General features: G+C 62.9%; 4 protein-coding genes. 2 read left to right on the forward strand and 2 right to left on the reverse strand.

Annotated elements, in window-relative coordinates; genetic code table 11:
• Positions 1–183: 183 nt before the first annotated feature.
• Together ACIBF5_RS30305 and ACIBF5_RS30310 are read left to right on the forward strand one after the other, a co-directional pair.
• Positions 184–3,801 carry a LamG domain-containing protein gene (locus tag ACIBF5_RS30305; protein ID WP_396816353.1) on the forward strand — a complete coding sequence of 1,206 codons (3,618 nt, stop codon included), beginning with the start codon at positions 184–186 and terminating at the stop codon, positions 3,799–3,801.
• Between the two features lie 116 nt (positions 3,802–3,917).
• Positions 3,918–10,850 carry a polymorphic toxin-type HINT domain-containing protein gene (locus ACIBF5_RS30310; protein ID WP_396816354.1) on the forward strand — a complete coding sequence of 2,311 codons (6,933 nt, stop codon included), beginning with the start codon at positions 3,918–3,920 and terminating at the stop codon, positions 10,848–10,850.
• 451 nt (positions 10,851–11,301) lie between these two features.
• Here the strand turns inward: ACIBF5_RS30310 and ACIBF5_RS30315 are convergent, their stop codons facing one another.
• Positions 11,302–11,712 (reverse strand): integrase core domain-containing protein, encoded by a 411-nt coding sequence (locus ACIBF5_RS30315; protein ID WP_396816355.1) that lies wholly within the window; start codon positions 11,710–11,712, stop codon positions 11,302–11,304.
• Between the two features lie 168 nt (positions 11,713–11,880).
• Positions 11,881–12,177 carry a hypothetical protein gene (locus tag ACIBF5_RS30320; RefSeq protein ID WP_396816356.1) on the reverse strand — a complete coding sequence of 99 codons (297 nt, stop codon included), beginning with the start codon at positions 12,175–12,177 and terminating at the stop codon, positions 11,881–11,883.
• Positions 12,178–12,713 lie beyond the last annotated feature (536 nt).

Genomic DNA, 12,713 nt, shown 5'->3' on the forward strand with positions numbered 1-12,713 from the left:
GTTGGGCCTGTGTGTAGAGGTGGTCTGTCTGTCGTGTGGTTCGAGGTCGCTGCCTGTGACGTGCCTGAGGCATAGGTGGAGGTTTGCGTAGATCGTCCTTACGGGTTGTGATCGGCTCTTTACGGATGGCGGTGAGTTGATCTAACCTTCCGGCCGCACTGTTCATTGATCATGGGAGTCAAGGTGGCTGAGCGCCGCTCATCCGCGCCTAACGGCAGCGTTCGACGGACACGCGCGCGCTGGTGGCTGGCGTTGCTGGCTACCGCCGCGACGGTGGCAGCCACCGTGGGTGTACCGGCGCAGGCTGCCTCAGCGTCGCCGCAGGCAGTAGGAAAGCAGGCGGGTCCGTTGGTGGCCCCGAACGCCTCGGCTGCCTCGACGGTGGCGCGGTCGTCGGGTGAGCGGGTGGAGGTGGCGTCGGCGACGTCGGAGCTGACGCGGGTGTTTGCGAAGCCGGAGGGTGGGTTCGAGTTCGAGTCGGCGGTTGTGCCGCAGCGTGCTCGTCGTGCGGATGGTTCGTGGGCCGATATCAACCTTGTTCTCAGTCGCGGCGGTGATGGTTCATGGCGGCCGGGGGCTTCGATCGCGGATGTGCGTTTCTCTGATGGTGGTTCGGGTCCGTTCGTCACGCTGGTCCGGGACGGTAAGTCGTTCTCCCTGTCTTGGCCGGGTGGTTTGCCGACGCCGACGGTCTCCGGTGAATCGGCGACGTATGCGGAGGTGCTGCCTGGTGTGGATCTGGTGGCGCGGGCGACGCGGACCGGGTTCACCCATGTGATTGTGTTGAAGACGGCTGCGGCGGCTGCGAACCCGGCGGTACGCAGGATCCAGTTCGAGACGAGCGGTGACGTCCGGGTGGTGAGCCTGCCCGGTGGTGGGTTGCGTGCGGAGGCGGATGGTCTGGTGGTGGCTTCGGCGGAGCGGCCGTCGATGTGGGACTCGGCGCCGCTGTCTGACGCCACCCGGTCGGCGATGGTGGCTGGTGGTGGGTTGCTGGAGTCGAAGGGCGAGTCGACGCCGGCGGGGCCTGGGGATGCCGCGGTGACGGCGCCGGTGCGGTCGGAGGTGACGGGCGACGGTGACCTGTTGCTGCACCCGGACGCGGAACTGCTTGACAGCGACACGGCGGTGTTCCCGATGTACGTCGATCCGCCGTGGTCGACGGCGAAGTCTCGTTGGTCGTATGCCACGAGCGATAACAGGAACAACGAAGATCTTTCTGTTGCTCGGGTGGGTAAGAACCCTGAGCGTGGGGAGATTTACCGGTCGTTTTTCGACTTTCCGCTGGGCGTGCTCGCGGGCAAGCACATCGAAGACGCGTATGTGCAGGCGAAGTTGGACCACTCGTGGAACTGCAAAAACTGGAATAACTGGCTGTATCACAGTAACGGTATGGGTGCGCCTCCTCGTACGACTTGGTCGCCGAAGTTGAACTCTCGTATTGGGGCGACGAACGCGAACGCCTACGCGAAGGGTGGGTGCAGGCCGGCTGATGGCACGCCGGTGAACTTTGACACCCCGGAGATCCTCAACCTGATCCAAACGCACGCGACGAACAAGTGGACGAACGTCACGATGGCACTCTGCGCGTGCAGCGCGACGGACGGCACCGACGAATCAACCGTCGAGCGGTGGAAGAAGTTCTTTCCGGATTCGATGAAGCTGGTCGTTGATTTCGACTCGAAGCCGCTGCCTCCGACGAGTCTGCAGGTTTCGGGTGTCGCCTGCGGGTCGGGACCGATCACCATCGGTACATTGACGCCGACCCTGTCGGCGGTCTTCCCGGACCCGGACACCGAGCAGGCACTGACGACGCAGTTTGAGTGGCTGGAGATTCCGGCATCGGGAACATATGGCGACACGACCCCTCGCAAGCCTGCCCCGCCCGGCATGTCGGTGCCCGCGAACGGGAGGGCGACGACTGCGGCCCTGTCGGGAGTGCAGGCGGGGAAGTCTTACGCGTTCCGGGCCCGTGGTACGGATCCCGCTCCCTACAGCCTAACTAGCGACCCGTCGTCGTGGTGTGAGTTCAAACCCGACACCACGGTCCCACAGGTGTCTGTTGCAGTGACGTCACCACCGACAGGGCCGGGTCAGCCAGTTACGTTCACGATCACCTCGACGAAGACCACGGTCACGAAGTTCCGTTATGGCTGGGGAGGCCCGACGACCGAGGTCGCGGCAAGCGGTACGACAACGAAGTCGGCGACAGCGACGCTGACCGCTCCGAAGTACGGCGAAAACATCTTCCGCGTTTCTGCCGTGGACAGCACCTTGAACGAGGGGTACGCCTCCGTGCAGTTCACCGTCCCCGGGCCGACTCCTCCGGTCGCCAGATGGGGACTTGAAAGCTACCCCGGCGCCACCCAGGCCCAGGCGCTGGCCGACCAACGCCCAGGCGCAGGTGCTACGCCCGATACGCCGCTGGTGCCGGACGGTATCGGCTGGAAGGACGACGCTCGCCTGGTCGGAGGGGAGACGGCCAGCTTTAGCGGCGTACCGGCGGGCGCGAAGACGGGCGGTCCCGTGGTGGACACGTCGAGGTCGTTCTCGGTGTCGGTGTGGGTACGACCAGGGCCGTGTGTTGCCAGTTCGGGCACCGCGCTATCTGCCGAGGGCGTACACGGTAGCGTTTTCATGCTCGATCGCATGTGTTCCAATAACACTTGGAGGTTCGTCACGCATGCCAGCGATGAATGGAACGCTCCGGGGACCGCTGTCTGGGCACCCTCGACGGTCGTCGAAGGGCGGTGGCAGCATTTGGCCGCGGTATTTGACAGCACTGAGAAGCAACTACGCCTCTATCAGGACGGCACCCTGGTCGCGAACACCCAGGTCTCGAGCGTCTTCCGCGCCAATGGGCCGTTCGTGGTCGGTGCCGCCAAATGGAACGATACTGCCACGCAGTACTTCTCAGGGGAGATTGCTGACGCGCAGGTGTTCGACCGGGTACTGGTCGACCATGACTTCACCGGTCAACTTGCCACTGACCCCTTCTCAGGCGGCGTCGATGAACCGGGGTTCCTGAACCCGATCCAGGTCGGCACATGGAACTTCACCAGCATCACGCCCTGCGACGAGGAAGTCATCGATGATCCCTATTTCTGTACCGCGCGAGATCACTCCCCGTTTGGCCGCAGGCTGGGAACCACGCCGGGCACTACCAGCGGAGCCGGGCACCAGGGTGACGGCCTATTGCTGGACACCATGTACACCGACGACCCATCCGACCCGAACTATGGTAAGACATCCCCCTACGAGTACGGTCGATCGCAAAAGAATGTTGGTGTCGACGGTAATCCGATCTGGCAGGACACCCCGGTCCTACGCACAGACGATTCGTTCAGCGTGTCAGTGTGGGCGCGACTGGATGACCAAGTCAACCATCACACAGTCGTCGCTCAACCCGGCAGCCATGAGTCAGCCTTCTGGCTGAAGTACGAGCCAGCATCAGGCAAATGGCAGTTCCTTCTGAGCGACGAAGACAACCCTTCGGCTCTCCAACTCGGGGTCGAGTCAGCAGCCCCTCCCGCAGCGGGGGCCTGGACTCACCTGGTCGCTGTCTACGACGCGGGCAGATCTGAAGTACGCCTCTACGTCAATGGGCAGCGTTCAAATTCAGCGCATCTGTCATATGTGCCGATGCTCTCAACAAATCCGCTAATTGTTGGCCGGACACTGTGGCGTGGTCAGCTTATCGACCAGTGGATCGGCGGCGTCGATGATCTGAGCCTCTACCAAGGGGCACTGAACGACGTCGCGGTGAAGCAGCTGTTCGAGTCGCAGCCCGCGGGTTTGTAATCCAGTCGGGAAGGTGCGGCGGGCGTGACTCGGGCCTGCCGCACCAGACCCCTGTCACCGGGTTGACCGATGTTCTTCCGTGATTTCCTCGGGATCGGCGTGTGGTGGAGGCAGTAGTGAACGGCAACAGCCCCCAGGTAATGGTGGATTCCATGCTGGCTGCTAGGCAGGGATTGCTGCGTAAGCGTTTCAGGTCGATACTCGCCGCGGTGCTCAGCGGTGTCGTGGTGGCGTCGCTGGCGGCGGTGGCACCGGCACAGGCAGACCCGAAGGCACCTTCTGGTCAACACCTGATGGCGCAGGTCGAGCCGTTGGACAACGTCGGGGAGATGACCCGCGGAGTGGCATGGCCGGTGAAGCCGGCGGTGGATGTGGTTCGGCCGGCGCCGGTGTGGCCGAGGGCGGGCACAGCGTCCGTGACCCTGACGCAGGCAGACGCGCGTCGGACCGGCGGTGCGGCACCGATGGCGCAGGCTGGCAGGTTGCCGGTGTCGCTCGGCCGCGCGGCGGGTACGGCGGGAGAACGGCTTTCCGAGCTGACCGTTGAGGTGCTCGACCGGGCCCAGGTCTCCCAGCGGTGGGACGATGGGCTGCTGATGCGGGTCGCTCCCGCGGCGAACACGTTCGCGGTTGCGGGCGCGGCTGACGGGGCGGCGAGCCTTTCCGTGGACTACAGCGGCTTCCGGTACGCCTACGGTGGGGACTGGGCATCACGACTGCGGCTGTGGCAGTTGCCGGGCTGCGCGGCGAAGACCCCCGAACGGTCGGAATGCGCGCCTACACCGTTGAAGTCGACTAACGAGGACAAGCTGTCGAGGGTGTCGGCGGAGGTTCCGGTCTCGGCGGCTGGCACGCTGGTCGCGTTGGCGGCGGCACCGTCGGGACCCGAGGGTGATTTCAGTGCCACGTCGTTGTCGCCGTCGGCGACGTGGTCCTCCGGTGGCTCGACCGGTGACTTCTCCTGGTCGTACCCGATGCGAGTACCGCCGGCGATCGCCGGTCCGGCTCCGGGTCTGTCGCTGTCCTACTCGTCGTCCTCCGTCGACGGCATGTCGGAGACGACGAACAACCAGCCGTCGTGGATTGGTGAGGGGTTCGACTTCTCGCCTGGGTACATCGAGCGCCGCTACGTGGCGTGCGCCGACGACACCGAAGGCAGCGCCAACACGGAGAAGACTGGTGACCTGTGCTGGCGGTCGGACAACGCCACCATGTCGCTCAACGGGCGCGGCTCCGAGTTGGTGTTCGAACAGGGCAAGGGTTGGCACGCCCGGTCGGAAGATGCCTCGAAGATCGAAAAACTTCCCGGGGCGGGTAACGGTGCGTTGAACGGGGAGCACTGGAAGGTCACCACCGGCGACGGCATGCAGTACTTCTTCGGTTTGGATGATCTCCCGGGGCAGTCGACCGCGACAGATTCGACGAACACGGTGCCGGTGTACGGCAATCATCCGAACGAGCCGTGCAACGCGAGCACGTTCGCCGGGTCGAGGTGTGTGCAGGCGTGGCGTTGGAACCTGGACTACGTCGTCGACCCACGCGGGAACACGATGTCGTACTGGTACAAGAAAGAGGCCAACAACTACGCCGCCCGCAACACCGCCTCTGACGTGGTCTCCTACACCCGGGCCAGCACACTGACCCGGATTGACTACGGCACCTGGGACAGGGGCACCGCCGACCGGTCGGTCACCCCGCTCGCGCAGGTACTGTTCCAGACCGCCGAGCGGTGCGCGACTAACTGTTCCACCCACGAGCCGGTGAACTGGCCGGATGTGCCGTGGGACCAGGAATGCGCGCAGGGGGCGTCGTCCTGCGACGACTTCGCACCCACGTTCTGGTCGACCAGGCGCCTGCAATCGATCACCACCCAGGTGTGGGACACCACGCCGACCCCGGCAAGGTGGCAGCCGGTCGACTCGTGGACCTTGAGTCACAGCTACCCGGCCGCGGGTGATGGCAGCGACCACGCCGGCTTGTGGCTCAACTCGGTCGTCCACGCAGGGCACGTGGGTGACACGAAGACGATGCCGCCGGTGACGTTCGAGCCTGTGTCGAAGCCGAACCGGGTCCTTGAGGCGTACAACACGTCGAACAATCGGCAGCGGATCGCGAACATCATCAGCGAGACCGGTGCGAAGCTTCAGGTCACCTACAGTCAGCCCGACTGCACGAAAGACAGTCTGCCGTCGGCGCCGGAGACGAACACCCAGCTGTGCTACCCGGTCATCGGCCCGAATCCGACCGTCCCGGGTGGGCCGGAGACCACCCAGTGGTGGCACAAGTACGTGGTGGAGCGGGTCTCGGAGTCCGACCTGCCGGTGAAGACCGCCGACGGTGTGGATCATGGCGGGCCGGTACAGAACACGTCGTACCGCTACCTCGGGGACCCCGCCTGGCACTACGCGGACGATGACGGCCTGGTGCAGCCGAAGCGTAAGACGTGGAACCAGTTTCGTGGCTTCAGCACGGTCGAGACCCGGCAGGGCGATGCCCCCGCTCAAACCCTGACCACCACCACCTACCTGCGCGGTATGCACGGCGACCGGATTGCTCCAGCACCCTCCACCGGTACCCGCGACGTCACCGTCCCCGCCTCCCTGGGCGGAGAGACGGTCAAGGACGAGGACCAGTTCGCCGGTCTCGTCCGAGAACAAATCGTCTACAACGGTGACGACACCAAACCGGTCTCCAAGACGGTCAACGTGCCATGGATGTCCCCACCGACCGCGTCACGCACGATCAACCACGACACCGTCACCGCCCGATTCAGCAACGTCAGGATCACCTACAGCGCGACAGCGTTGGGCGTCAACGGTCAGAGCGGATGGCGCACCACCCGTAGCGAGTCAAAGTTCGACGACACCTACGGCAACCCGGTCTGGTCCCAGGACGACGGCGACACCACCAAAACCGGTGACGAGCAATGCGTCACCTACACCTACAACCGAGAACCCACCCGCAACCTGCTCCAAACCGTCAAGCGCCTAACCACCACCGCGCTCACCTGCGGCCAGGCCCCGACCAGCACCGACGACGTCATCTCCGACGTGCGCAACTACTACGACGGGGCGAGCAGCCCCGAAACACCCCCCACCATCGGCGCGATCACGAGCGTCGACCAGCTCAAGGACTGGACGGCAACGGCCGGCACGGTCTGGCAGACCGTGAGTCAGACGACCTACGACCCGTTCGGCCGCCCGAAGACCGTCACCGACGTCCGAGCCCGCACCACTACGACCACCTACACGCCGGCGTCCGGCGGCCCGCTCACCAAGGTCACGACCAGTTCCCCCGACCCGAACGGCGGTACCGTCGCCTGGACCGGTGTGGTCGAGACGAAACCGTACTGGGGCGCACCAGTCAAAACCACCGACATGAACGGCCGCACCAGCGATCTTGAGTACGACCCCCTGGGACGACTTGCGAAGGTGTGGAAGGTCGGTTGGGCGAAGACCACGGCGACAGCGAACAAACCCTCCATCGAGTACACATACGAATACTCGGCGAACCGGTCCGCTTACCCCTACACGACGGCGAAAGTATTGAACGCCGCCGGTAATTACGTCACCGCCTACCAGATTTACGACGCGTTCCTGCGACCCCGTCAGACCCAGACGGCCGGTGTCGGCGGAAACCGGGTGGTCGGCGACACCCTCTACGACAAGGTCGGACGCGCCAACGTCAGCTACTCCGCGCACGAGGAACCCGGGACACCGGAGGGCATCCTGTGGTGGGAACCCGAATGGTCCGTACCCGCGGTCAGTAAGACCCTGTACGACAACGCGTCCCGACCGACCGACCAGGTCCTCCTCGGCACCAATGGCATCGACAACCTCGTCGAGAAGTGGCGCACCACCACCACCTACACCGGCGACACCACCGCGGTCACCCCACCTAAGGGCGCTACCCCGACGACCACGGTCACCGACGCGCAGGGCCGTACCATCGAGCTGCGCCAGCACACCACCGACCAGGGCATCGCGGGCCCGTCGCAGTCAACGCGGTACACGTATAACCGCAAGGGGCTACTCGTCAAGGTCGCCGACCCCGACGCCAATGAATGGACCTACACATTCGACGTCAAGGGCCGGCAAATCGAAGCCAAGGACCCGGACAAGGGCAAGACAACAAGCAAATACAATGACTTCGACGAACTCGTCGAGACCAAAGACGCAAACAACAAAATTCTTGCCTACGACTACGACGACATCGGGCGCAAAGTTGGCCTGTACGACACGGTCATCTCCGCTGCGACGAAACGTGCCGCCTGGGTATACGACAAGATCTACGGCGGAGACGTCGTCCGCGGGCAACTGACCAGGTCTCTACGGTACGAACCCGTTGGCTCCACCAACGCTTACGAGCAACGGATCTCGGATATCAACACCCGGTACCAACCCACGGGGATCGCAACTGTCATCCCTTCGGCGGAGGGTGCTGGCATCGCCGGCACGTGGGCTACGGAATACGAATATTCCGATGCCGACGGATCACTTATCAGTACAGGCTACCCCCAGGTTGGCGGGCTGAGCGCAGAGCAGGTCAGCACCACCTACGACGCCACTACTGGCCTGCCAGCCACACTAACGACCACCCTTATTAACGAAGGCAGCTACGTCACCGGGCAGACGTACACCAGATACGGCGAGCCAGAGATAACCACCCGGAAAACCAGTGGCCAAGAATACGTCGACGATATAACCGAATACGACCCCATCACCCGACGCGTCACACACAGCAGTGTGAAACCGCAAAACGCGACGGGAACCGTCTCCGACCGTCACTACGAGTACGACGACGCCGGAAACATCACCTCGATCAACGACACCCCCGCAGCCGGGACAACAGACAACCAGTGCTTCACGTACGACAACCTGAGCCGCCTCACCTCCGCCTGGACACCAAAAACCGGTATCAGCTGCGACACCGCCCCCAGCACCGCTAACCTCGGCGGCCCCGCCCCCTACTGGCAGGACTGGACCTTCGACAAGGTCGGCAACCGCCTCCAAGAAATCACCCACACCACCGCCGGCGACACCAAACGCACCTACACCGTCCCCACCGGGGGATCCACGGTCATCCGGCCCCACGCCGTCACCGCAGTCAAGACCGAGGCACCGGGACAAGCACCCGTCACCACCAACTACGCCTACGACGACACCGGCAACATGTCCTGCCGGCCCACCGGAACCACCGCCAACACCTGCCCACCCGGAGCCAACTCCCAAACCCTCCTCTGGGATCCCGAAGGACACCTGTCCACCGTCTCCGGACCCGGGCAAAGCAACATCTACGACGCCGACGGCAGCCGGATCATCCGCCGCGACAGCACCGGCACGACCCTCTACCTCCCCGGCCAAGAAGTCCGCCGCCAAGGCACCAACGGCACTGTCACCACGACCCGTTACTACACCTTCGCCGGCAAACTCATCGCCTCCCGTACCCCCACCGCACTCACCTGGCTCTACACCGACCACCAAGGCACCCAACACACCACCATCGACGCCAGCAACCCCAAGGCAATCACCACCCGACGACAAACCCCCTACGGCGGACCCCGCGGCACCCAACCCGTCTGGCCCACACCAAAAGGCTTCGTCGGCGGTGACAACGACCCCACCGGCCTCACCCACCTCGGCGCCCGCGAATACGACCCCACACTCGGCCGCTTCACCAGCGTCGACCCCATCCAAGACCTCACCGATCCCCAGCAGTGGCACGGATACGCCTACTCCCACAACAGCCCGGTGACGTACAGCGACCCATCCGGCATGATCGACTGCGACTTCGCCAGCTGCGGCATGGGAGGCCGCAACAACTCCGGCCCCAAGAGCCAAGGTCAAGCCGGCGGAGGCAAGCCCGGAGGCGGCCGCAGCGACAGTGATACCCCTACTCCGGAGAAACCCGATCTCCGATGCCAGCGTGCCGGAACGTGTGACCCTGCACCCGAAAGTCCATTCAGCGAGCCGGTCCTCACGCCGGCCGAATGGCTAGAAGAAATGACTGGCAGAGCTGTCGCTGATCTCGGTTCGCTGGAGATCAGGAACGAGCTACAGAAGCGCTTCTGTCATTACAACCGGTCGGTCTGCGATCAGCTTTCCGAGGACTATGACGCGCTCTTCGCGGCAATGCTCCGTGACCTTGCCCTTGACATGAGCGGTGTTACAGACGCCCAGGAATGCATCGAAGGGAGCGTAAGTGGCTGTGCATGGACCGCAACAAACTTCATTCCCTTTGGCAAGTTGGGCAAGGCCGGTAAAAGCCTCTGGGCGCTGAGAGCGTTAGGTAAAGCCTGCAGCTTCAGTGGCGACACCGAAGTCCTCATGGCCGACGGGACTACGAAGAAGATTGCCGAAATAAAGATCGGCGACGAGGTCCTGGCCAGCGACCCCGAGACCGGTGAGCAAGGCCCGCGCAGAGTCACCAACCTGTGGATCCACCAGGACAAGGTCACCGGATTCTCCGTGGCAGGCCAAGTCCTCACTACCACAGAAGACCACCCATTCTGGAATAACACCGACAAGGAGTGGCAGCGCGCGGATGCCATCGACCGAGGCGACATGCTCCTTGCGGCCGACGGACGCGGCGTAGTCGTAGACGGTCTTGTCGTACGATCGAGTCGTATAGCAGACGCGTACAACCTGACTGTTGACGGCATCCGTACGTACTATGTGATGGCTGGCAAAACGCCGGTACTGGTTCACAATACTAACTGCGGTAATCTGTGGGGCGGAAAGCAAGACGGTTGGCAGCATGTCTTGGATGAGCACGTGAACGGTAGTCCGGGCGTAGTTCCTGGTAACACGACGTTCTCGGACCACCTGGACCTGGACGATATTAGTGACTTGATCGAGGATACTGCTCAGCGGCGAGGGGTTCCTAATCACGGAACAAACCCCCTCACTGGCCAGACTCGTGACGGCACAATACATAGGGAGAATTTCGGTTACCCAATTGGATCGAATGGTGAGAATTCGGTAGAAGTTGTCCTGAATCCTGATGGGTCACTCCGCACTGCATATCCTGTATTTGGTGGTGATCAGTGAATATGGAAATAACGTGGAAGAGTAGCGGGATTGGGCGTGCGATCCTCGCCTTGAGCTTGTCCGGGATGGCTGTCGAGGTACATACCACTTATATCGGAGACGGGCTTCGATCGGTCGTGCAATCCGCGGTAGATCTTAGTCGGGGATCTAGTTCGGCGATTGCTTATCTTCCGGTTGAACCCGGAGGGACATGCATGTTTTTCGGCGGCGCGAAAGACGAAGTGTATTTGCAAATCGTCCGCTTTGCGGACATGCAATCACTCGCGCGTAGGTGGAGCGGGGGGCAGCTGGTTTGGGCGGGTTCGATCGGAGTCCGAGAATTTGTCGGCCAGGTATTGGGTATGGCGGAGAAAGTTCTCATTGATCACGGTAGTGTGGATTCTTATGCGGGATCGTGGGGTGGAATTCAATTTCCATTAGATTTGCTTCAGGAGTTGCGGAATATTTACGATTAGAGGGGAATGGATGACTGCGGCGTGTGCTGGGGCGTGACCGTAGCTCGTAGGGTGCCAAAACTAGATTCCGGCTGCTGACCTGCGGTTTCGAGGATTCGTTCAGGCGGCTCGGTGGTACTCGTTGATGGTTCCTTCCAGCCGTCGTCGGCGTTGGACGACCCGTCGATCGGTACAAGTACCTTCGGGTCGTGGTTGGGTGGCAGCTGTCCGCGCCCTTGGTGCGGTCGGTGATCGTTGAAGTGTTGGACGTACTCGTTGAGGATCGTCCTGGCGTGCCGCTGGCTGTAGATGAGGAGGTGGTCGGTGCATTCCTCGCGCATGCTGTGGCCCCAGCGCTCCACGAAGCAGTTGGCGCGGGGCGTGCGAGGTGGCGTTTTCACCACCTGCACGCCTTCATCAGGGAGCACTGCGTCGAAGGATGCACCGTATTTGGTGTCGCGGTCGCGGATCAGAAACTGGAGGCGTTGGTTCGTTCTCCGAGGTCCATGACCTGGTTACGGGCCTGTTGGGTCACCGGTCCTGGGTCGGGTGCTCGGTTACGTCGAGGATGTGCACTCGGCGGGTGGCGATCTCCATCACGGCCAGCGGGTAGAGCCGGCGCAGCATAGTCGTGTCGAGATGAAGGAAGTCGCCGGAGTCACGATCCGGTGGGCGCGGACCGGACGGGGTGGGAGCCGGGCGAGTGCGGACAGGATTGTCCGGTCTGGCCAGGACAGCCGTGGTCGGCTGTGGATCTGGCGGCGGAGCACCGCGACCTCGTGGTGCAGCGCCAGCAGCTCCGCGAGCATGGCACTGTCACTGCGGGCCGCAGCGAGAAGGGCGTCGAACACGCGGATCGCGAGCAGATAGATCAACCAAAACGCCGTGACCATGAAGGTGCCTCAAACTTGCGAGGGACCAGCTCACAGCGCGTGCGACAGGTATTGGCACGGCGGGCATCGAGGCCTTGATTGCGTCTATGATGTCTCGTGCTACTGACTGTTCCTAATCTATCTTCCAGTCACGTCGCTGTAGCTCGCTTCTTACTCTGCCTAGGCGCACGGCCCAGAAGATGACAGCATCGTCATGGTCATCGGTCACGAACTTGAAGCCGTCGGCCAGGACAGGGATCCATCCAAAGCGCACGATAGAGACAATATTCGTTCGCGTGACATGACGTTTTCCGAATATCGACGAGATCTGAATGTGCTCGTCGCAGATGCGAAGTCGAGCGAATGGCCACGTGGCACTCTTGGCTAGCAAAGCCCTGGCCCCACCCCATCATATCTGTATTAATATACGCGACGCCCCGGGACTGTACAAATAACGGCTGTTCGACCGATCAAGGGAGAGACGCCAGATGACGACCGAGACCACCGTGGGACAGCCGGCCGTGGAGCCGGTGGATGCGGTCACGGATGAGCAGTTG

Source organism: Micromonospora sp. NPDC050417, assembly GCF_044458865.1.
GTDB lineage: Bacteria > Actinomycetota > Actinomycetes > Mycobacteriales > Micromonosporaceae > Micromonospora_G.

Coding starts and splice junctions, on each gene's coding strand:
- ACIBF5_RS30320 (WP_396816356.1), bottom strand. CDS start 12,177: ATGGTCACGGCGTTTTGGTTGATCTATCTGCTCGCGATCCGCGTGTTC.